This window comes from Streptomyces hesseae (genome assembly GCF_031845785.1).
Lineage (GTDB): Bacteria > Actinomycetota > Actinomycetes > Streptomycetales > Streptomycetaceae > Streptomyces > Streptomyces hesseae.
Map to the genome: position 1 here is coordinate 41074 of NZ_JAVRFI010000036.1, position 21599 is coordinate 62672.

Below are 21599 nucleotides of genomic sequence, written 5' to 3' on the forward strand. Positions count from 1 at the left end.
CAGCCAGCCGGCCGAGACCGTGACCTTTCCCTTGCCCGTGGGCAACGCTGGGGTGTCACCTGCGTCGGCCGGAGCACGGGAGCCCTGGGCCGAGTCGCTGGATTCGCTCCCGGGAACTCCGAACGCTGACGCCCCGGCTCGCCGCCGCGCGCAGCGCGTGGCCGGTGCCTTCTTCGCGGGCATTGGTGCCCTCCCCGCCGCCCAGTCGCAAGGATGAGGTTCCGTTATGAGCAGCTTCGCCATGGTTCAGGCTCGTCTGGACCTCTGCATGCAGTCCGTGGCCGGTCTCCAGGGTGTGCTCGTGGCGGGCTTGGACGGTTTTCCGGGCTGTGAGAGCGGCTTCGCGTCGCCGTCCGCTGCCGTCGACGCACACGACCACAAGGCGCGGTCCGCGGCCGCGGACCATCGCGCTGCTGCGGTGAGTGTTCTGGCCGCCGCGGCGTCGCAGGTGGCCCAGCGCCACGGTGCTGCTGAAGCCGGCCGCATCTGTATCGAGACCGAGCGCGGGTTCGTCCTGGTGTGCAAGGCCGGGGAGCAGCATGTGGTCGGGCTCTATGCCGGTCGCGAGGCCCGTCTTGAGGAGCTCGGGTTCACGTTGTCCTCCTTGGCGGGGCAGGTCGGGGAGGTGCTGGCGGTGAAGCGTCCGAAGGCCTCACCGGACGCGGCGAGCGCGAAGGGCAGTGGCTCGCCGCGCCCGTGTGCTGCCGGCTGAGCAGCGAGGTTCCTGCCCATGCGGCGGGCCCGCCCCTGCCGCTCTCCCAGACACTCTCACCCGCGCCCTGGAGCCGCCGCATGTCCGCTGTCAGCAAGATCGTCTTGTTCGATCTCGATGCCACGCTGACCTGTCACCGCACTGCTTTCGCCCAGTGGGCGCAGGGCTTCGCCGAGGAGTCGGGGGTGCCTGTGCACTGGCTGATGGAGACTGAGGAGCGGTGGGCGGGGCGGCGGGCCGCCTTCTTCGACGAGGTGCAGCGCACCTTCGGTATCGGCCGGTCCGTGCTCAGCATGCAGAGCGCCTACCGGCGCCGCACCGCCGAGCTTGTCCCGTTCCGGCCCGAGGTGTGCGAGGCCCTGGACCGGCTCGCCGGGGAGGGCTGGCGGATGGGGCTGGTGACCAACGGGGAGGCCGCCGCCCAGCGGACCAAGCTGCACCGGGCGGGGCTAGACCGGTTCTTCCCCAGTGGGGTGGTGATTTCCTCCGAGATCGGGCTCCGCAAGCCGGATCCCGCTCTCTTCCGTCTCGCGCTCGACGACCTCGGCGCCCGGAACGCCACGGCATACGTCGTCGGGGACGACCTCCAGGCGGATATTCACGGGGCACTCGCGGCCCGGCTCATCCCGGTGTGGGTCTCCCACGGCCGCCAGCTCGACCCCGAGGATCCCCAGCCGGCCCACGTCGCGGAAAGCGTCGTGGAAGCGATCGAGTGGCTGCGCACAGCAGCCACTCAGAATCTGCCGTCCGCGGCAGCGTAGGCCATCACCTCGTGGTCTTTCACGCAGGTGAAGCCTGTCTCAAAGCCCTGTCAGCATCGGACCAGCAGAGCGAGATGATCACCGTAACTGCAGGCAGACAGACCACCTTGAAGGCTGCCTCCCCCTTGGAGCGGCAGCGGCTACCGGTTCCCGGAGATGCCGTGGCTTATCCATTCATCCGCAAGGATGGCGTGGACGACGGAGTCGCGCCATTTGCCGGCCTTGAAGATGTGCTCGCGGATGCGCCCCTCCTCGACCATGCCCGCCTTGAGCATGGCGCGCGCCGAGGCAGCGTTCAGCAGCGAACGTGCGCCCCAGACGCGGTGGAGATCCAGGCCCTCGAAGGCCAGCCCTGCACCGGTGGGACCCCAGCCCGCCACCGGATCCCGTCCCCGTCGTCGCAGAACCGCCGTCGTGGGCGCCGCCTCGGCGGCCCTCGCCCCGACGGCGGCGCGGGCGGGCCCGGCACCGGAGCCGCAGGCCGCACGCCCGACGGCGGCTGCTCCTGTTCGCATGCCCGGCCGCGTTCGGTCTCGGGCTGCTGCTGTCCACCCTCCGGTAGCCCAGCACCCCACGGCCTTTGTCGTTCCTGTCTGTCTGGAAGACCCAAGTCCCGCGGCGCTGACGGGGCCCGAACCACCAGGCGGAACACCCACGCCGGCCCTCGCGCCGGAACTGATCAGTGCAGTCATCGAACCGATCAAGGAAACATCCATGCCTGCCTCCCGCTCGAGTCTCCAGCAGCAGCCCAGCCGCCCCGAGCGGCTGCGTCTTCTGCCCGACCGCACCACCGAGCCCGTCACCGGGCCAGACGCCACACCGTCCCCCGGCACCGGCGGCATCGTGCCGTCGACGAGGCTGGACTTCGCGCACACAGCGCGGATCATCACGTACAACACGCTCACCGGGGGCATCGACTCGGCCAGCGACGAGCAGCGGCGCCAGGGCCAGGTGGACTTCCTCGCGACCCGGGCCCCCGACGTACTAGTCCTCCAGGACCTGAAGGGCTGGGAGGAGGGCGGATGGTGGCGTTTGTGGGAGCTGGCGGACGCGGTGGGCATGGTGGCCCTGCCGCCGGTCCTCTCCACGCGCGAGCGCGGCAGTCACCTGGCGATGCTCTACCGACCCGGGACCGTGCGCGTCGCCGCGTACGACGCCGAGGCCGACGCGGGCGCCTTCTTCCACGGGCTCGCCCGCGCCATCGTCTACATCAAGGACGCCCCGCAGTTACTGACCGTCCTGGGCACCCACCTCAGCCTCCTGGGCGGAGAGGAGCGGCTGGCCGAGGCGCGGTGGCTGGCCCGCTACGGCGACAGCGACGGAGCCATCGACCGGCGGGGGCTGCTGGCCGGTGACCTGAACACCATCGGCCTGGCCGACGACGAACCGGACTGGTCACGGATCCCGGCGAACCTCCGCAGCCGCCACTGCCTCCTCGCCATGGACGGCGAGTTCGGCCCCACCGACCGGCGCGCCATGCAGCTCCTGGCTGCTGCCGGGTTCCACGACCCCTACGAGCTCCTCGACCGGCAACCGCAGCACACGACTGGCTACTGGGCCGACGACGAACTCATCGGCCACCGAAGCGACTTCATCCTGGCCAATCGCCTCGCCGCGCCCGCCGTCCGCGACATCACGGTCCACGAGTCGGCCACCATGTGGAGCCTGTCGGACCACCTCCCCGTCGAGATGACCATCGCGCTCACCCCGTCGGAGACGGAGGGTGAGCTGTGAGGACCGCCAGGATGCGGGTGCTGGTGATCTGCGCGACCGACGGGTTCCTGCGCTCCCTGCCCCTCAACGCCGCTGCCGCGCGGACGCTGGAGCTGAACCGGCACCTCACGGACGGCCGGCACCGGGTGGAGGTGTCGATGCTGCTCTACGACCTCAACCACGACTCCACCCCCACCAGCAACTGGCCGTTCCCCGTCACCTACCTCACCCACACCGACTACTACGACCTCAAGCGCGGACAGCTCAAGCACCTGGTGCGCAAGGCCCAGCCCCATGTGCTGGTGATCTCCGACAGCGCCCTTCTCGTACGCTCCGGCCGGCAGCTGGCCGACGCGGCCGGGGCGGCGCTGGTGTACGAGATGCACGCCCAGGAACGCGTGCCCGCCCTGGCCATGGCAGGCACAGCCGGGCACATGCACGACGGGGTGGTCCAGAGCGCGGCCCTGCGGCTGGCCGATGCCGTGGTCACGCTCACCGGCGACGACGCCCAGCACGCCATCGACGCCGGGGCCGGGCAGGTGATGCACCTGCCCTGCGGCGCCACCTCCAGGCCGGCGGTTCCGGGCGGCAACCCGCAGGGCCCTGTCGTGGTCGCGGCGGACTTCACCCAGGTCGGCAACGCCCAGGCCCTGGCCACCCTCAACGGCTGTATCCCCGAGGACATGCCGGTCGCGGTCTATGGCCGCTACGTGCCCCCGATGCGCACCCTGCTGAACCGGCTGGCCTTTCACGGGCCGGTGCCGGACCTGCACGCGGCCCTGACCACCGCCTCGGCCGGGATCGCCGCGCATAGCGAGCCGTCCGGGATGCGGGCGCAGATCCTGGCCTACATGGCCGCGGGCCTGCCCGTCATCGCCACCCGGCAGGCGGCCACCGGCCTCGAGAACAGCGGCGCCATACTGTTCTCCTACAAGCCGGACATGGCCGACCTCCCAGACCTCCTCGCCAGGCTGCGCAAAGACCCCACACTGGGCCAGGCGCTGGGCCTGAACGGGCACCGCCGCATCGAACAGGTACTGTCCTGGGCCCGTATCGCCGAAAGGGCGGCCTCCGCCTACCGGTCGGTCCGTCCCGAGCGGGCCGGGACTAAAGCCTCGGCTGAGGCCCGGATGCTGTCCGAGCACCCTCCGCACTGGCTCGCCGTACAGGCCAGGCCAGGCCGGGCCGTCCTCTGCCCGCCGACCGCCTCGAGGCGGCGCTGAATGTGATGAGGGATGCCGCCGTCGACTGCGCCCGGATGGGCGCCTCCTGCCGCCTTGGGGCGTATTTCCCGCCACAGGACAGCAGCACCGGTAACGACCGTGTGTCCTTCACAGTCCCTCGTGGCGCTCTGACCGTGTTCTTCCGGTGGCCACGCCAGACGACGGAGCGGACCACGGCCGGGCTCCAACCCGCGGCGCACTCCGGGCGCATCGCCGTTCCCCGTGTCACCGGCCAAGAGGACTTCCCCGGCTCCGCCTCCTGGATCACCCTGACACCGGTCTCCGGCACGCCCGTCGGCGAGTTGGAGGACGCGGCCACGGGAGCGCGCCTCCTGGGAAGCGCCGCCGGGTACCTCCACAGCCTCCCGGAAGAGGCGTGGGCGAGGGTTCCGCGCCTGCACCGGACCCGGACCTCACTGGAGACCGTGCGGCGCCCTGAACGTCAGCGCCTGCTGAGCGTGCTGCGGCGCACCGGACATCACCGAGGTCAATGCAGACGGTCGTTCGTCCACGGCAACCTCCACGCGGGCACCGTGCTCGCCGGAACGGAACCAGCGCCCCGACCTGTGATCACGGAGTTTTCCGCGTGCGGGGTGGGCTGTCCGGACGAGGATCTGGCCACCCTCTATGTCCACCACGCCGCCGACGGGTACTGGGCGAGATCTGGTCCGCCTATGACGAGATCTGCGGCAGGCCGGTGGACCTGACCCATGTCGCCTGGCACGGCGCCCACTATGCCCGCTGGGCCCTCCAGGACGACCAGCCCGCCGACCTCGTGGGCAGGGCCACGGAGGCGCTGCCCAGGCTGCTCGATCTCCTCACCGACGACAAGCCCCTCCTGGACCGCAGTTGACCAGTCACCGTCCCCACCCCTCAACAGCACGATCCCCGAGCGCGAGGAACAGAGCCCCGTGATGACTACCCGATTCGCCACCCCCGGGCCTGCTCTGGCGCACGCCCTGCCCAAGACCGGGCTACGGGCAGACAAGACCATGAACCAGGAACTGCTACTGGCCCCGAGCGTCCCCAGTGTCGCGCCCCCTCATCCGGCCGCACCCACGTACCGCACGGAAGGAGCACGTGATGCCCGTCCCGTACATCACGTTGCGGCAATACGAGAGAGAGGTCCTCTCGCCTCTGAAGGTGCGGCGGGACGGCCGCGGCATCTGCTACGTCAACGAGCAGCCGCCGGACCGCGATCGCCATGGTGTGCTGTGGATGCGGTACTTACAGGCCCTGGACATCGACGGAATGCCGGTCGGCGTACCGGAGTGGTCACAGACGCATCCAGTACGGCAGCGCCGAGCCTCCCAGCAGCTGCTATGCCAGGTCTGCTCCCTGCCTGCCCGCGCCGACGACGGCTGCTTTTTCCTGGAGGTCTGTTCCGGGGAGAACGGTCTGCCGGCCGAATGGCCGGAAGGGCATGTGACCACCGAGCCTCCCCTCTGCCCGGCCTGCCTGCCGACTGAGGCGGAGCAGCGTCGGCAGCTGGCCGGGCTCGGGCAGGCAGTTGTGGTGATGGCGGCGACTCCCCGGCCGTACGGGGTTGCGGGGGTGCTCTTCAGTGCTGCTCCGTCGGGTCGCCGCCGGGTGGCGCTGGAGGAGACCATCGGGGACGTGGTGCCCTACGGCGACTCACGCATCGGCTGGATGCTCGCCTCCCGGCTCGCCCTTCGCCTCACCGACGTGCGCGTCGTTCCCCCTGACAGCCTCACCACCGCCCGGCGGCCCGGGACGTTCCCGGCCGCCAGAGCACAGCCTGCCCACGTCCCCGAGGAGCGATGACACCCCCCGTGCGTGCCTGTGAGAAATGGAGGCCCGGATGAGCCCGAACAGTACCTATTGGATGAACTACGCCATTGGCATCGCGCAAAGGGCGCCGCAATCGAGTCTGCGGGTCGGCGTTGCGCTTGTATCCGAAAACGACGAGTTGATCTGCTCCGCCTTCGAGGGGGAAGTACGCGGCGCATCCTGGTATCGCATTCTGCGACGCAGGGTACAAGAACTCGGCGCATCCAGCGCATACAGCGCATACCTAACGATCAACACCCTGTCAGCGGACCGGTCGTTTGAGCTCGCCGAGCTCCTGAAGGAAGTGCGCATCGACAGGGTCTATATCGGTCTGCCAGACCCCGCGCTGACAAGTTACCTCGATGACGATCCCGTCACTGCACGAGGTCACGTACACCGCTTCCCCGACGAGCTGCAGCGCGAGATCCTTGAGCAGAACCGAGACTTCTACGCAGCGAGCGCACAAAATATCGAGTGCAACCCCCACTACTCCACACATCGCATTAGTGAAGCCGTCTCCACCCGGCTGCAGTCGAGCGGGTTCGTGCTTTCCAGGAGTGATGTCAATGCGAACAGGGGGAGGGTCGCGCTCGCTTCTCTGATCTGCCAGAGGTATGGGATCGAGTACGAAGAGGCTGATCGCGCCGTAAACGACGCCCTGTCCGAAGCGTTTGACGCGAAGTACGGCACTTATGACTACGCGTACGACGCTCGCGCCGCCAACGCGAGGTGGACCGACGACTTCAAGTCGGTCTACGGGAGGTCGTCCGCCAGGTCTCTGTCTACCGTCAACATCCTCAACGTCGGTGTCGGAGGCGGCTACGAGGCAGCAGCTTTGTTTTCAGGTTGCCCGCAGATCACCTTTGTCGACATCGCGGAACGTGGTCTTGCGAATATAGGCGCACGCATTCCATCCTCGAGAACGGTCGTCTCCAGCGCCGAAGACCTGTCTGTCCTACCGGAGAACAATTTCGATCTGTATGTCTCCTTGAGAACGTACAACTCGTCGTTCTTCGACACGTCCGCAGCGGCCTCAGAGGCGCACAGAGTGCTGAAGCCCGGCGCGGTGATTATCGTCTCCGTAGCCAACGGATTTCTGTATACTCAGCGGAGCTGCGTTGTCCCGGGACTGATCGTCCCCGGCACTGACTTCGTCGACATCTATCGCGGGATGGACACATCCAATCTGATTGGCGCGGAGCTTGATCGTATCGGATTCAAAGACATCCGAATGTTCCCAACAAGCACCGAGATTTACCTGTCGGCTGTCACCGCCTAGCGTTTCCACCGCCTCTCCGGCCGGCCACGTTCACGACGTCCCATCAGTTCTGTGGGAGGGATGAATCGCAGACGGCCGGGCGCGACCGGAGTGACCAGCGTGAAGGAAGGACTTCTGCAATGAACGGGCGAACGACTGTTGCCGGTCGGATCCTGCAGTTCAACGAGGAACTTGCGGAAACGACACTTGAACTTCCTCCCGGATTCGCGGTCATCAACCCGTTCAGCGGCCCCCAGAAGGAGCGTGTCCGCGAGGTCACGACGGCGTTCTACCACAAGTACTACGACGACGATAAGCCGCGCCGTCTGGTACTGGGGAGCTCGCCCGCCCGCCGCGGCACAGCCGTGACCGGGGTCCCGTTCGAAGACGCCAAACTCCTCGAAAGCGAAACGGGAGTTGATGTCGACGGCTATGCGGTGAGCCGGCCCTCCGCCGGATTCCTGCACGATGTCATCAGGCGCTACGGGGGCCGCGACAAGTTCTATGCCGATTTCGTCATGAGTTTTGTGTGTCCCCTTGGCCTGGTGAGAACGAGCCCCCAGGAAAGAGAGGTCAACTGCAACTACTACGAGAACAAGAAGCTGCTGGAACTCCTGAACTCTTTCCTCGTGAAAGCCCTGGAGCGCCAGCTGGCATTCGGAATCGACGCCTCGGTGTGCTACTGCATCGGCAGCGGGGAGAACTTCTCGTTCCTCTCGAAGGCGAACGAGGGCCAGCGCTTCTTCAAAAAGATCGTGCCCTTGGAGCACCCGCGCTTCATCACGCAATACAACGGGGCGAGAAAAGAGGAATTCGCCGAGAAGTACCTCAGTGCTCTGCGCGGAGAAGGCGACTAGCTGTGCCGCCCTCCGCTGCGCCTCCCTCGGCTGACTCCCCGCAGGTTGAGGGCTCCCAACGCGACGGATCGAGAAGAAGGAGAACACCACAGTGGTGACGGAGGGCAGGGTCCTGGTCCACTTCGGCTCGGAACGCGTCAGCGTCTACCGCCTCCAGAGCGGCGAGCTGAGCCTGCTCACGAGGGAGCGGCTTCCGTTCGGAGCCGGCCTCGCCGGCGAGGCGCTGGCGGACAGCGTCAGCGAGTTCTGCGCCGGGCTCAAGGAGTTCACCGAGGTCGTCGACAACAAGAGCACGCGAGTGCACGCCACCGGGGTCTTCCAGCAGCTCCCACAGCCGGAAGCGAACGCGCTGGTCAACAGCGTCTACGTCGACACGGGCCTGTACTTCAACATTGTGGGGCCCGAGCTGGAGCGGTTCTACCTGGACACGGGCATGTCCGCATGCGGTTCGAACGACATGCTGGAAGGCCTGGTCCGGCGGGAGTTCCGGACGGCAGTCGTCTGCGGCAGCTTCCAGCAGTCCCTGGGGGACATCGAGGGCACCATCGCCCAGCTGTGCGAAACCGGCACCGAGGTTCTCAGCCCCCGCAGCACCAGGATCAAGCCGGAAACCGAGGGCACCGACTTCATCCTCTTCGACTACCAGGACTTACTGAAGAACGAACGCGACACGTGGCGGCACAAGTACGTGCACATGGACGCGTTCCGACAAGCCGACGCTGTCGTCGTGTGCAACCCGGGCGGTCGCGTCGGAAGCGGCACGGTCTTCGAGCTCGGCTTCATGTCCGCGCTGTCCAAGAGGGTCATCTTCACGGAGAAGCCCCTGGGCGTGTCTGTCTCCTTCCCCTGCGAGGTGGGCCTGGGTGCCTGAGCCCAACCCGCTGAGGACTGCCGCACCCTACCCGGTTCCCGCATCTTCGCCTGGAACGCGTCTCGGTGAACGGCGCAGTCCCCGTAAGCAGGTCGCCTGCTCGTCCTCTCTATCCACCCGATCCTGCTTCTCGGCTACGAAGATATGGAAGGGACTCCCGCCGGTGGAACTCATCGACATAACGCGCGACAGGCTGCGAGAGATCGTGGCGTCTGTCCTTGAGGTAGAAAAGGAAGCCATCGAGCCTGGTGCCCAGTTCTATGAGGAACTCGGCATGAGCTCCTTGGAGAAGGCCGCGGTCGTGGCCGCGATCGAGCGCGAGTTCGGAGCCCTGTCCGCTGAGGAAGCGGCAGCCCTCACCAGCCTGGACGCCGCAGTGTCCGTGCTCAGCGAGCAGGCGGCAAGTCTCCACGGGGTCAACCTGATCGACCGCCTGGTGGCAGGTCATGTCTCCGCCGGCCGGGGTGAGAGCACCAGCTACCTCGACCCCCAGGCGGGGGAGATCGCCTACGCCGCCCTCCTGGAGGCAGCACGTGGGTACGCGGGTGCCCTCAAGGCAGCAGGCGTGCCGAAGGGCGCCCGCGGCCTCCTGGTCGCCGACGACTCCGTGGCGACCGTCGTCGCCGTCCTCGGCCTGTGGTGGTATGGCTGTGTCCCCGTGGTGATCAGCCCGATGCTCACGGACGACGAAGTCCGCTACATCTCCGAAGACTGCGCCGCCGCGATGGTGCACCTCGACGCAGCCCCCCAGCGGCAACGCGCCCTGGAGGAGCTGTTCGAGACGACCACCCGGTTCGCCGGCGCTGACGTCCGCGCTGCTCTGGCAACGGCCGCGACCGGCCCCGCGCACCGCCCGCAGGAAGCCAGCCCCCCGGTCGCGTGGAGCGCGGGCGGTGAGGCGCTCGTGCAGTACACCTCCGGAAGTACCGGCATGCCCAAGGGGGTGCGGCACTCGGCGGGCGCGATCACGGCCATGGCCGACGGAATCGGCACGGTCCTGGCACTGACGCCCGAGGACACCGTGCTGTCCACCGCCCGGATGTCCTTCGGCTACGGCTTCGGCAGCTCCGTCCTGTGCCCCCTGGCAGCCGGCGCCCGCGTCGCGCTCATCAGCGGCACCGTCGACGTCCACTCCCTCGCCACCTCGCTGCAGCGCCACCGGCCCACCGTGCTGTTCTCCGTCCCACGGCTGTACGCCGCGCTGCTGAACGCCTCCGAGACGACCACGATCGCCTCCGACTCCGTGCGGCTGTGCGTGACGGCGGGCGAGAATCTGCCGGGTCCGCTCAGCGAGCGGATCCGCACCGCCTTCCAGGCCGAGCTGCTCAACGGCCTCGGCGCCACCGAGGTGCTCCACATCGTCGTCGGCACCCCGCCAGGGGAGGACCACCCGGGCACCTTCGGGGTCCCGGTGCCCGGGATCACCGCGACCGTCCGCGCTGCGGACGGCACGCCCGTCCCCGACGGGGAGGAGGGGCGGCTCCACATCGCCGGCCCGACCGTTGCCCTCGGCTACATCGGCCGCCCGGACGCCGCAGCAGTCACCTTCGCCGAGGGCGGTGCCTACACCGGCGACTTGGTGCGCCGTGCGCCGGACGGCACGTTCACCCATCTCTGCCGCGCCGATGACCTGCTCAACCTGGGTGGCTACAAGGTCTATCCGCGTGAGATCGAGAGCGTCATCCGCGGCGCTGACGGCGTCCAGGACTGCGTGGTGGTCGGCGGCCGCGACGCTGACGGCCTGGAGCAGGCCGTGGCGTATCTGGTGGCCCGGCCGGGATCTGACGAGGCCATGGTGCGGCGCGCGGTAATCGCCGCGATCCGTGGCGGTCTCGCCGCCTACAAGCGGCCCGCCCGTCTGGAGCTCCTCAACGAGCTGCCGACCACGTCGACCGGCAAGCTGGCCGCCTTCGAGCTGAGGAAGGCGGCGGCACAACCGTGACCTGGGACATCACGGGCATGGCCGCCGTCGCCAACATCGGTGCCAGCCCCCGGGAGATATTCGCCGCGCTGTGTGCGGGCCAGGAGAGCCGTAAGCCTCTGCGAGCGTTCGACCCTGCTAAGTACAGGGCGGCATACGCCTACGAGATCGACGACCGGCCCAAGGGCGGTGGCGACATTCCGCGGCGCGCCACCCGCTGGCTCACCACCGTGGTCCGTCAGGCAGTCGCTGACGCGGGCCTGGACGAGGACCTGTCACAGGTACCCGTGCTGGTCGGGACCACCATGCGCGAGCAGCGCAGCCTCGAGCTGTGGTGGCGCGACCACGCCGACGTCGCCCTCGAGGACCTCCACTTCGGCACCGCCCTGAAGGAGACCTTCGGCGCGTCCACCACGTACACCTTCGCCAACGCCTGCTCCGCCACGCTGTACGCGCTCGGCATGGCTACCGACATGATCGACCTCGGCATGGCCGACACGGTCGTCGTCGCCGGCACCGACGCCGCAACCGAGAGCGGCTTCGGCACGCTCGACCGGGTGCAGAACGACATCCCCGACGCGCTCCGCCCCTTCGACTCCACGCACAAGGGCATGCTGATGGGCGAGGGCGCGGCAGCCGTCGTCGTCCAGCGCACCGGCACCGGAAGAGGGCCCGTTCACGCCCGAGTGCGCGGTGTGGGCATGACCTGCGACGCCCACCACGCCACCGCGCCCGACCCCGACGGCATCACCCACGCGGTCCAGGACGCCTACCGCAGGGCCGGAGTACGGGCGGAGGACATCGACCTGGTGATGCTGCACGGCAGCGGAACCCCCCGCAACGACGCAACGGAGTCGAGCGTCCTGAGACGCATCTTCCACGACGCCGGACCCGGGCCGCGGATGACCGCGATCAAATCGATGACCGGCCACACCCTAGGCGGCTCGGGACTCCTCAGCCTCCTGGTGGCGGTGCTCGCCATGAAGGAAGGGAAGATACCCCCGGTCCTGGGACTCACCGACCCGATCCCCGAGGTCACGGGACTCGGCCTGGTGCAGGGCACCCCCGCAGCCGGCGACCTGACCATCGCTCAGATCGACGCGTTCGGCTTCGGAGGGATCAACGCCGTCGCGATCGTGGAGGCAGCCAGCCCGATGAGCGGGACGAGTACCGCACGGATGAGCACCCCGAGCGCCCGGAAGGTCGTCGTCACGGGCATCGGACTGGCGCTCCCCGGTGTCGCGAAGTACGGCGACCTCCTCGGACCGCTGCCCGTCGAGGGCGGCCTCGACCCGGCCACCGGCCTCCGCGGACGCGAGATGCGCCACAAAGACCGCGCGTCCCGGCTCGCCCTGCGGGCCGCCGAGTCGGCCCTCCACCATGCGGGCCTGACCGACGACAAGGCGACGTTCACGGGCGTGGCCGATGCGACCACCGTCGTGGTCAGCACCAACCTGGGCAACGTGGACAGCGTCTGCGAAGCCACCGACACCATCGCCAGGACAGGCGTCAGGGGCCTCAGCCCGTTGGGCCTGCCACAGACATCAAGCAACGTCATCGCCGGCTGGGTGGCCATCCGCTACGGGCTGCGCGGCCCCAACCTCACCGTCTGCAACGGCACCACGAGCGGTCTGGATGCCCTGGCCTGGGCCCGGAACCTCATCGTGGCCGGGCGCGCCGAAGCAGCCGTCGTCGTCGGCGTCGAACCGGCCAACGAGGTGGCGACGAGGCTGCTCGGCGAGCAGTCCACCGACGCGGCGGTCGCGATCGTCCTCGAATCAGCGGACGAAGCCGCTTCCCGCGGCGCGCGGCCGCGCGCCACGATCGGCGGGTACGCACGGACCCGGGACCTCGCCGCGGCGCTGACTTCCGCCGGTGTGACAGAGAAGAGATCCGTCGGACTGTGGCTCGTGGACGAGGCGGGTGCCGGGGCGGGCCAGCTGCTCGCAGCCACTCGCCGGATCGACCTGGAATCCCAGCTGGGCCCGCTGTCCGGGGCACTGGGCATCCTGCAGTGCGCCGCCGCGGCTGCCCATCTGGAGAGAGACGCCACCGGGAACGTGCTCGCCACGGCTGGAGGCCCTCGCCACGACGCGGCAGCCGCTCTGCTGCTGACCCCTTGACCGACCATTCGTCCATCCACGTAGGAGCCAGAGGACGTCCGTGAACATCGAGGAGCTCCGCCTGCTGATAGCCGACGTACTGGAGATCGAACCCGAGGAGGTCACCGACGAGGCGCACTTCACGGACGAGCTCGACATCGACTCGCTGCTGATGCTCGAGATCTCAACCCGCGTGGAGACCGCGTTCGGTGTCCCGGAGAACACCGTGGTCATCAGCGGTGCCAGCACCCTCGCCGAGCTGCACGCCTTCGTCGTCTCGAAGCTCGTCGGCGAGATGCCGGCCCGGCCGGTCATCCGCCCGAGGCCGCTGAGCGACCCAGCTGTACGCCTGTTCCTGTTGCACCACGCCGGCGGCTCACACCTGCTCTACCGGGGCTGGGCGCAGCACTTCCCCCAGAGCTGGGAACTCTGCCTCCTGGAGGCCCCCGGCCGCGGCCACCTGCAGGCGCTGCCGCTGATCGACGACTGCGACCGGCTAGTCGACTACTTCCACACCGCTGTCGCTCCACTGCTCGACCGGCCCTCCGGGTTCTTCGGCCACAGCATGGGCGCACTCATCGCCTACCAGCTCACCCGCCGACTTCACCACGAGGGGGACCCGCTCCCCACCTGGCTGGGTGTGTCCGCCTACGGCGCCCCGCGAGGTGAGGCCAGCGCCGACGGCCGCCCTCACCTGATGTCCGACGACGAACTGCGCGGCTGGCTGCGGAGCGTCGGCGGCAGCCCACCGCAGCTCCTCGACAACGACGACGTCTGGCGCAAGTTCGCCCCGGTATTCCGCAGCGACTTCAAACTCGTGAACACCTGGGCCTCCCCCCGCGATCCCGAGCCGCTGCCCATTCCGCTCTCGGTATTCGGGGGCCACCGCGACAGGCTGATCGGCGAGGACCGCCTGCTCTCCTGGCGATCGTTCACCACGCACTTCCGCGGACTCGAGATGTACGAAGGCGACCACTTCTACTTGATGAACCACCAGCAGCCTCTCGCTGACGCCATCACAGCCGCCATGCGTTCCGCCGCTGTATGAGCTCGCTTCCACCACCCCGCCACCCGCTGGGTGATCAATCCCAACGGGGTGCCCACGGCGGGCACAGCGGTGGGCCCTCAAGCGTCGGGATCGACTTCGGGGTGCGTGAACCGCACGGGCCTGCCCAGCGACCGAGCGTAGGCGATCTCGGCCTTGGTGCTGTCTCCGATGTAGTCGCCGACCACGAGCACCTCATCAGCGAGCAAGATCTTCGACCGGTGCAGCTCGTCGAGTCGAACCTTCAGCGCCTCAGCCTCGACAGGATCGGACCACAGCTCGTGCGGCGACTTCAGATCGCAACCCGGCTTGACGACAATCCTCCCAGCCTTGGTCTCCCGCAGATCGGCCTCGGCCATCTCGGCCATGAAGCGAGTGGAGCCGCAGATCGTAACAATTCGCGGGAGACCCAGCTGCTTCTTCGCCTCGGCGAGCTTCTCCACGGGGGTGATCACTTGCGACGACGACACTGGTTCCTCCTGGTGGTGCGGCCCGAGGGGTGCCCGCGGAGACGAAAACGAAGACGTTCAAGACCATCTTTTGGTGAACGACGGAGACGCCCTCGCGCCCGCACTCTATGCGACGAGCATCCCTACCTGGCGCCGCGGCGCCCGCCGACCGGCCCTACGCCCCGCCTGTGCGATGCCAAACTGGTCACCCCCGCCCCGAAGAGCCTGCGTCGGTTACCGCGTTCATCGCCTCGATCAACCGACTCACGCGGCAGGGGGGCCGCGGTGTCGGCTTGGCCGGTCGGCCCCCTGCTGGCAGCTGGTGGCGATGCCGGGTCGGGCTCGGGTACTGCGACAACCCGAACGAGGGAGGCGCAATCAGATGACCGCATTGACAGAGCGTTGCCTGTCGGCGATCTTGCGGCCACGCTGCACCCGGTACGGCCCGCCGCGGCTCGCTGAGCACCTGGCGGCCACGGTCCGTGCCCGCGTCCTGATCGACCCGACCACCTGGCGCCCGCTCATCATCTGACCACTATCGCTGTGCGCTTCGACGAGGAGACCATGTCCACCGCATCTCACCAGCCCGCCCCCAAGCCTGTCGCCGCGCCTTCCACACCCGGCCGCACCGCGGAGGCGGAGCAGATCGAGGCGATCGCCGACACGCTGGTGCTCGCGTACGGGCTGCAGCCGGCAGAAATATCGCGAATCCCGGAGGGCACCGCGACGGACAACTACGCCATCGTGGATCAAACGGGCCAGCGGCACTTCGCCAAGGTCTACCGCATTCGAGATCGCCTGGATCTGGAGCGGGCGTCGGTCGAACTGTCCGAATACGCCGCCGACGGAGGTGTCTCGACCGCGCGGGCAACCCGCACACGCGAGCACGAACTCATCGAGACCCACGGCCGCCTGCCAATGTCCCTGTGGTCGTACGTGCCGCACACCGCGACCGCCGAAGGCAGCCTGATGGGTGCACGGTGGGCAGCCGTCGGCACAGCGATGGGCCGCCTCCACAGTCGGCTCGCCGCTCACCCCGCCACCGCACCCACCCTGGACCCTGGTGCCGCGGTGTGCGACGTGGCCGCCTCACGGGACCGCTTCGAGCGCCTGATCCATGCGTACCAGCACATGCCCAGGCTCGGGGAATTCGAGACGTGGGCGCTGCAGGCGGCGCGTGAGCGACAAGCCATCCTGGGGGACGTCGAGCGCACCCTCGCTTCGCTTCCCCAGCTGACCGTCCAGGTCCTGCACGGCGACATGGCCGGCCCCAATGTTCTGTTCAAGGGCAATGAGGTGGCCGCGATCGTGGACTTTCGACCGCCCACACCCGGGTACCTCGCCTGGGAGATCGCGCGTCTTGGCTGCGACCCCGAGAGCGTGCTGGACAACAGTGCGGATAGCTGGCTCACCGGATACACCGATTTCACCCTGGCCTACCGGGACGCCAACCCGAAGGCGTCCGCAGACGACCTCGTGTCCTCGCTTCGTGTCGGCTGTGCAGCCATGCTCTGCTCGGCCTTTCCGCTGTCGGTGCCAGTGGAACGTCCGCACATCGTCGACGCCGCACTTGAGGGGTACGGGCGGGTGCGGCACGAGGCAGCTCTGAAGCTGCTGGACCGGCTACCTGTCATGGAGGCGGCCCTGCGGAAAGCTGTTCGCTGAGCGCATGACCCTCATGGCCGGCGTAACTCACGCAAGCCGCAGGCCCGGACAGCGAACTCGACTGTCCAGGCCTGCTGTAGCAGCAGGGCAGTCAGGGCCGGTCGAGGGCGCGGAGGTCGGCGCGCCGAGCTCCAGACCCTGCTCGACGTGGTCACCACCGGCAGACCTCTTGATCTCTACCGCCGGGTTTAACGAACTACCCGTAAGGGCTTGCAGATCATCAACGTGTCGTCTTGATCTTGGTGTCGGGGTCGTTGCTTAGAACGATGACTCGGGCTTGGAGGGTTTCGAGGGCAGTGGGCTCGGGCTGCCGGGATGGGCAGGGCCGGCCGGGGATGAAGGACATAGTTCCAGTCGCCGTGGAAGGTATGGCGGGTCAGGGGCAGGGATGCCATGTCCGCGTTGTCGATGGCGACTCCTGTCGGGTAGGTGTTGGTGTCCAGTTGGGCCGTGACGCGCAGTCCTGTGCGGGTGGTGGTCGCGGCGATGGACTCGAGGATGACTTCATGGCTGGTCAGCGGCCGCCCGCGCCAGTTCATGGTGATGTGTGAGAAGAGCCGGTGCTCGATCTTGTTCCATTTCGATGTGCCGGGCGGCAGATGGCAGACGGTGATGGTCAGCCCGGTTTCGGCGGCGAGCCGGGCGAGTTCGAGCTTCCAGGCCCGGGTGCGGTATCCGTTGGAGCCGCCCGCGTCCACGGTGATCAGCAGCCGTGTCGCCTGTGGGTAGGCGGTCCGGCCCTGACCGTGCCACCAGCGGCGGATCGATTCCACCGCGAATGCCGCGGTGTCGTGGTCGGTGCCGACGTTGACCCAGCCGGTATTCGCCGCCAGGTCGTAGACACCGTAGGGTATGGCCTTGCCCAGTTGCGGATCGGCGAAGTCGTGGATGTGCACCGGCACCGGGTCGCCGGCGGGCCGCCACGAGCGACCGTTGTTCTTGAATTCCCCGACGAGTTCCTTCTTCTTGGTGTCCACGCTGATCACCGGCTGGCCGGCGTCCCGGTGCTCGCGCGCCTGCTCGTTGAAATAGCGAAACTGGGCATCGCGGTCCGCGTGCTGGCTGCCCTCCAGAGTCTTGGCGTTGGCCTGCAGGCTGAAACCTTCCTCCCGCAGCAGGTCGGCGACAGTGTCGGCGCCGACCTTGTGCCCGGCCCGGGTCAGTTCCCGAGCGAGGACGCGGGTCGACTTCACCGTCCACCGCAGCGGCGACATCGGGTCACCCCGCTCATCCGGTTCGACCAGTGCCAGCAACGCTGGCCGTAACCCGGGGTCGAGGTCCACGACCCGTTTACGCCCTCCGCCCGGCCGCCGCACCCGCCCCAACGGGGCCTCGCCGGTCTCCAGCTCGGACACACCCTTGCGGACCGTCGTCTCGCTCACCCCGGCCGCCCGCGCGACGGCCCGGACACCGCCATGCCCCAGCAGTCGGGCCTCCGCACCCATCAGCAAGCGTCGCTGCCGCTCGTCCAGATGCGGGAACAACACCACAAACTTCATCGCAAGTCGGGCACGAGCCTCGTCCGGGATACGCACACCACACCAACGATCCCCGGACCGGGAAGCAACACGTTGATGATCTGCAAGCCCTTGGCCGGGCCCGAAACCGTGTGGTCAGGCGGTCATTTCCGGGTACCGGCGCCCGGTCCGCTCTGCCACGCCGAAGTGCATACCCACCGTTTTGCCAGTGACGGGGAGTCCCCGGCCTTCCAGGGTGGTCTTGGCCGCGCGGATGGTGGCCGCGTCCGGCACCGTGCGGCCACGGCCAAGTGGGCGGCGAGGGCCACGGTCAGCCGTTTGACCGCCGGCCGTCACGAGGGCAAGGCCCGGAAGCGTGTCCAGCTCGCTCTCGTCCGCCGTGGCCGTTCCGGCGGCCTCGCTGGACGATCGCTCTGATGGCGCACTGGCCGCTGTCACGGGGTGGCCGGTCGCTCCGGCCTGACGGCCATCAACCGCCGCCATAGCCACAGCAGGCTCACCCGTGGGCACCGTGGCCACGACCGGCGCAGCGGCCATGACCGCTACGTCCGCCGCAGGAGCGGACTCCTCGACCATGTCTTCCGGCCGAGAGGTCACTTCAGCCGGGCAGTCACTGGCCAAAGTGGCGGTCAGAGTCACGGGTTCCGTCCCGGCTACAGCGGCCGACCGGCGAGCGGCCTTGGCCGCCGCTCGCGGCATGTGCATCAGGTGCGCGACGACGACCGGTGGTGTCGCTGACACTGCAGCCACCAGCCAGGGCGACTCGTGTACATACCCGGCGGCCATGAGGTGCGCGGTCACCTGGAAGACGAGGTGCCAGCACGAGGGCCGCGAGCGCGCCGGTCACCGCCTACCGATGCTCCGGCGTTCGCTTCGGCACCTTCCGGGCGGTGTAGGCCACCACGGCCCCGTAGACCGACACGACTACGGGCATGCCCCAGGCCACAGTCGGAGCCCATCCCGCGACAACGGCAAGGTCGTATTCGCCTGGTGCGGACATAGCGAGGGCGCCGGCCAGGACGAGCCACACGTACCAGGGCATCCTGTCTTCGGTCACTACCCCGCCTCCGTCGCCCGCGTCCGCAGCTTCGCGAGGATCGCGTTTCCCTCGTCGTCGCACGTCTCACGCATGAGCTGTCCACGAAGGCGGACGACGGGGTCGGCGATGCCGCCGCAGTCCCAGCACGCCCAAGGGCCGTAGGGGCTCACGCGGCCACCCCTGCCCGGCGGGCATGCAGCAGTTCACGGACGGCCGCGCCACCGCGCACAGCGGCATTGATAGCGGCGGCAACACCGGCTTCGGCGTCGGAGTGGCATGTCGGGCACAGCGTCTCGGCGTCCACGGGCCGGAACAGCCGGGGCTGGGTGTGCTCCCCAGCGCATTCCCGCATCCCGCCCACGCGCGGCTCCGCAGTCGCGCGGCGGTCGGCCTCGCGCAGCTCGGCGAACGTCGGCGCGGTCGGCATCTTCCGCGTCAACCGGTTACACACCAGAGCACCCGGGCTGTGCACGACCTCAGGCAGGCCCGAGACCAGTGCCTCCCGCAGGTCCGACATGCCGCCGCCCCGCTGGAACCACTCACCAGCCAGGACCGCCAGCTTCGCAACGTCCCGGCCGGAGAGCCGAAGACGCGGCTCTACGTGAGCGATGGCGGCGAGGGCGAGCCCGCCACGCTCCACCAGCGGCGGCGGCACCGTGCACACCGAGCTCTGCATACTGGTGGAAAGGTCTTCCCCCTCCCGCTCTGCGGCCACAGGCACCTCGTCGGCCACGGGCTCCGGCTCGACGACAGGGGCGGGGCCAGGGGTGGGAGGGTTGTAGTTCTTCTTCTCGGTCTTCTTAGGGGAGCGGCCGACGGCCGGGCGGTTCGGCTCACCGGCGGCCGGAGACGGGACACTCGGCCGCCCGTCCCGGGCCGCTGCGGCCTCGACAGCCGTCAGCGGCACATTACTGATCATCTGCTCCGTGACCCAGCGACCCCCGTCGCCCTGCCGCCGCCACTCGTGAACGAACCCCTCGGCCACCAGCTCACGCTTGGCCCGGGTGAACGCCGACTTCCCGATCCCGGCCCGCTTTGCCGTCTTCGACAGCGGTTCCAGTCCCTCGTCGGGCAGGGAAAGCGCCCAGGTCAGCAGCCGGACAGCGTCCGACGACAGGCGGGGGTGACGGATGATCTCGTTGGGCACCTGCGAAAAGAACCGCGCAGGCGCGATAGCATGCCTAAGCATCCCGGGGAGCCTCTAATCTCCTCGTGGTGAAGACCCCTGGTCGGTGTTACCAGCACCTTCCGGGGGTCGCTTCGTTTCCGGTACGAAGCAACCTGATACCTGGCACCGTACCACCGAGATCGTCTGTCGCGGAGGGCTTCCCAGAGCACCGAACTGCCCCCGGCTGACGGTACCGACGGGGGCGGTGTGGGCCCCGGTCGCTGGGGAGCTCCTGCGGAGAATCCAGTGAGCGGGAGCCAGCAGAACACGAGACGCCGTGAGATGCCCCGAAACAGGATAGGCCCAGCTCAACGGCTTCTTCGAGGTATTTGCGCAGGTCAGTGCCCTTTAGGAGGCAGACCCAGCACTTCAGCATGGCCACGACTCCCGACACCGGTCCGCCCCTCAGCAGAGCAAGCGGCTCGTCGAGCACGTCGACGAGCATCGCGAGCACACCGGGCTGCCAGAGACCCCGGCAGCCAAGGTCGCACCACACCGGTACTGCGAGACTATGTCGACGCTGGTCGCCATCCAGCCCGGAGCCGAGATCGCGCTCAGCCTCCAGCTGGCGTGGGCGTACTCCCCCAGCCGATCGTGGTCCACCGCGCGGGCGTCGACATGGGGTGCAGCACCGCAACGCGTGCACGATGCAGAAGCTCGCGTACGCCTGGGCACGTTCAGCCATCCCCCCAACGAAGGCGCCCGAAAGAGCCCGAAATCCAGTTATGAAAGCTGGCCAAGAAGATCGGCACGGGCGACATGACGCTCGAGACAGACCTGGTGACGATCCAACGAAAGGATGACCCACGGCTCCAACGCCGCCCCGGGGCAGTCATGTTCACCCGACTGCCGCACCAGCGCTCACACATCCGTCACGCCTGCCCTCACCGGCGCGTGACGGTTCCGGCAGGCCGTCACGGACGGCCTGACCAACATGATGACGGCACGATCGTTGAGACGCTACACGCAGGTCAGCGCCGATGCAGGGTCAGTGTCCGCAGACACCGTGGCGGGCTCATGCACAGAGAGCGCGACGGAAACGTCACGGGAAACCGCACCGCCACTGCCACAGGTGACACGTCGTCACGCTTGCGGAGATCGCGGCCGTAGCGGGCCTGCTTACCCCGGTGACCGGCGACCGGCTGACCGTCTTACCGGCCAGGCCGTCGCCGGCCGTAGCGGGCCTGCTTACCCCGGTGACCGGCGACCGGCTGACCGTCTTACCGGCCAGGCCGTCGCCTCCTTCCGCGAGGATGGGTTCGTCGGCAGCGAGGAGGGCGTGCGCCGGCTCTGAAGAGCCCTGATGTCGAAGGAGGAGTCCGCCGACTCCGAAGCTTTCAAGGACGCCGACTAGAACGGGAGCCTCGACGCCTGACGCGTCCGGTACCACCAGTGAAGGCCAGCTCTCTCCCGCGGCGGGCTAGAGGGTGTCTGAGAAGTCCCTTTCAGGGTAGGTGACTTGGCGGTCCCTACTGGGGTGGGAGGTCGGGTATGGCCGACCGCCGTGCTGTGTATCCGACAGACTTGTCCGATGCCGAGTGGGTGG

17 protein-coding genes and 3 pseudogenes are annotated in these 21599 nt (G+C 68.5%); 15 read left to right on the top strand and 5 right to left on the bottom strand.

Going from position 1 to position 21599, the window contains the following annotated elements; all coding sequences use genetic code 11:
• Positions 1-226 precede the first annotated feature (226 nt).
• Together RM609_RS32540 and RM609_RS32545 are read left to right on the top strand one after the other, a co-directional pair.
• A complete protein-coding gene (locus RM609_RS32540; RefSeq protein ID WP_311615955.1) occupies positions 227-712 on the top strand; it encodes a roadblock/LC7 domain-containing protein in 486 nt (161 codons plus the stop codon).
• Between the two features lie 80 nt (positions 713-792).
• Positions 793-1473 (top strand): HAD family hydrolase, encoded by a 681-nt coding sequence (locus tag RM609_RS32545; protein WP_311615957.1) that lies wholly within the window; start codon positions 793-795, stop codon positions 1471-1473.
• A 140-nt stretch (positions 1474-1613) separates the two neighbouring features.
• On the opposite strand, the gene RM609_RS34675 is transcribed toward RM609_RS32545, so the two are convergent.
• The gene (locus RM609_RS34675; protein WP_438828591.1) at positions 1614-1988 is read right to left on the bottom strand and encodes a GNAT family N-acetyltransferase; all 375 of its coding nucleotides are present in this window, start codon (positions 1986-1988) and stop codon (positions 1614-1616) included.
• A gap of 199 nt (positions 1989-2187) precedes the next feature.
• Between RM609_RS34675 and RM609_RS32555 the strand changes: the two genes are divergently transcribed.
• The 11 genes and pseudogenes from RM609_RS32555 (at position 2188) to RM609_RS32605 (ending at position 14257) form a co-directional block, all read left to right on the top strand.
• Positions 2188-3207 carry an endonuclease/exonuclease/phosphatase family protein gene (locus RM609_RS32555; protein WP_311615959.1) on the top strand — a complete coding sequence of 340 codons (1020 nt, stop codon included), beginning with the start codon at positions 2188-2190 and terminating at the stop codon, positions 3205-3207.
• Positions 3204-4409, top strand: a complete 1206-nt coding sequence (locus tag RM609_RS32560) for a glycosyltransferase (protein ID WP_311615961.1) — start codon at positions 3204-3206, stop codon at positions 4407-4409. Before RM609_RS32555 ends, RM609_RS32560 begins: the two co-directional genes overlap by 4 nt.
• A 697-nt stretch (positions 4410-5106) precedes the next feature.
• Positions 5107-5262, top strand: coding sequence for a hypothetical protein (locus tag RM609_RS32565; RefSeq protein ID WP_311615962.1), 156 nt, complete (start codon positions 5107-5109; stop codon positions 5260-5262).
• 230 nt (positions 5263-5492) lie between these two features.
• Positions 5493-6194: a hypothetical protein gene (locus RM609_RS32570; protein WP_311615964.1), complete on the top strand. Its 702-nt coding sequence runs from the start codon at positions 5493-5495 to the stop codon at positions 6192-6194.
• 37 nt (positions 6195-6231) lie between these two features.
• Entirely contained in the window at positions 6232-7479 is a 1248-nt protein-coding gene (locus RM609_RS32575; RefSeq protein WP_311615966.1) for a class I SAM-dependent methyltransferase, read from the top strand.
• Between the two features lie 119 nt (positions 7480-7598).
• The gene (locus RM609_RS32580) at positions 7599-8315 is read left to right on the top strand and encodes a uracil-DNA glycosylase family protein (protein WP_311615968.1); all 717 of its coding nucleotides are present in this window, start codon (positions 7599-7601) and stop codon (positions 8313-8315) included.
• Between the two features lie 94 nt (positions 8316-8409).
• Positions 8410-9186, top strand: coding sequence for a hypothetical protein (locus tag RM609_RS32585; protein ID WP_311615970.1), 777 nt, complete (start codon positions 8410-8412; stop codon positions 9184-9186).
• A 163-nt stretch (positions 9187-9349) separates the two neighbouring features.
• Complete coding sequence (locus RM609_RS32590; RefSeq protein WP_311615971.1) at positions 9350-11128, top strand: AMP-binding protein; 1779 nt, start codon at positions 9350-9352, stop codon at positions 11126-11128.
• Positions 11125-12255: pseudogene (locus RM609_RS32595) on the top strand (beta-ketoacyl synthase N-terminal-like domain-containing protein); the annotation flags it as partial. The gene RM609_RS32590 and the pseudogene RM609_RS32595, both read left to right, overlap by 4 nt.
• Positions 12256-12420: 165 nt before the next feature.
• A pseudogene (locus RM609_RS32600) lies at positions 12421-13230 on the top strand (beta-ketoacyl synthase N-terminal-like domain-containing protein); the annotation flags it as partial.
• Between the two features lie 40 nt (positions 13231-13270).
• The gene (locus tag RM609_RS32605; RefSeq protein ID WP_311615973.1) at positions 13271-14257 is read left to right on the top strand and encodes a thioesterase domain-containing protein; all 987 of its coding nucleotides are present in this window, start codon (positions 13271-13273) and stop codon (positions 14255-14257) included.
• A gap of 77 nt (positions 14258-14334) precedes the next feature.
• On the opposite strand, the gene RM609_RS32610 is transcribed toward RM609_RS32605, so the two are convergent.
• Positions 14335-14724: a hypothetical protein gene (locus RM609_RS32610; protein ID WP_311615975.1), complete on the bottom strand. Its 390-nt coding sequence runs from the start codon at positions 14722-14724 to the stop codon at positions 14335-14337.
• A 361-nt stretch (positions 14725-15085) separates the two neighbouring features.
• Here RM609_RS32610 and RM609_RS32615 point away from each other — a divergent pair, with 361 nt between their 5' ends.
• Both RM609_RS32615 and RM609_RS32620 read left to right on the top strand, forming a co-directional pair.
• Entirely contained in the window at positions 15086-15235 is a 150-nt protein-coding gene (locus tag RM609_RS32615) for a hypothetical protein (RefSeq protein ID WP_311615977.1), read from the top strand.
• A gap of 11 nt (positions 15236-15246) precedes the next feature.
• Positions 15247-16368, top strand: a complete 1122-nt coding sequence (locus tag RM609_RS32620; protein ID WP_311615979.1) for a phosphotransferase enzyme family protein — start codon at positions 15247-15249, stop codon at positions 16366-16368.
• Positions 16369-16670: 302 nt separating this feature from the next.
• Here RM609_RS32620 and RM609_RS32625 read toward each other — a convergent pair.
• The 3 genes and pseudogenes from RM609_RS32625 to RM609_RS32635 all read right to left on the bottom strand — a co-directional run.
• Positions 16671-17903, bottom strand: a pseudogene (locus RM609_RS32625) (ISAzo13 family transposase); the annotation flags it as partial.
• Between the two features lie 999 nt (positions 17904-18902).
• Positions 18903-19055 (bottom strand): hypothetical protein, encoded by a 153-nt coding sequence (locus RM609_RS32630; protein ID WP_311615982.1) that lies wholly within the window; start codon positions 19053-19055, stop codon positions 18903-18905.
• Positions 19052-20032 carry a hypothetical protein gene (locus RM609_RS32635; RefSeq protein ID WP_311615984.1) on the bottom strand — a complete coding sequence of 327 codons (981 nt, stop codon included), beginning with the start codon at positions 20030-20032 and terminating at the stop codon, positions 19052-19054. The genes RM609_RS32630 and RM609_RS32635 overlap by 4 nt, the downstream gene beginning before the upstream one ends.
• Positions 20033-21599 lie beyond the last annotated feature (1567 nt).

Excerpts from the sequence above, each read along its gene's own strand:
- RM609_RS34675 (WP_438828591.1), bottom strand. The coding sequence starts at position 1,988 with ATGCGAACAGGAGCAGCCGCCGTCGGGCGTGCGGCCTGCGGCTCCGGT.
- RM609_RS32615 (WP_311615977.1), top strand. The coding sequence starts at position 15,086 with ATGACCGCATTGACAGAGCGTTGCCTGTCGGCGATCTTGCGGCCACGC.
- RM609_RS32540 (WP_311615955.1), top strand. The coding sequence starts at position 227 with ATGAGCAGCTTCGCCATGGTTCAGGCTCGTCTGGACCTCTGCATGCAG.
- RM609_RS32545 (WP_311615957.1), top strand. The coding sequence starts at position 793 with ATGTCCGCTGTCAGCAAGATCGTCTTGTTCGATCTCGATGCCACGCTG.
- RM609_RS32575 (WP_311615966.1), top strand. The coding sequence starts at position 6,232 with ATGAGCCCGAACAGTACCTATTGGATGAACTACGCCATTGGCATCGCG.
- RM609_RS32580 (WP_311615968.1), top strand. The coding sequence starts at position 7,599 with ATGAACGGGCGAACGACTGTTGCCGGTCGGATCCTGCAGTTCAACGAG.
- RM609_RS32555 (WP_311615959.1), top strand. The coding sequence starts at position 2,188 with ATGCCTGCCTCCCGCTCGAGTCTCCAGCAGCAGCCCAGCCGCCCCGAG.
- RM609_RS32570 (WP_311615964.1), top strand. The coding sequence starts at position 5,493 with ATGCCCGTCCCGTACATCACGTTGCGGCAATACGAGAGAGAGGTCCTC.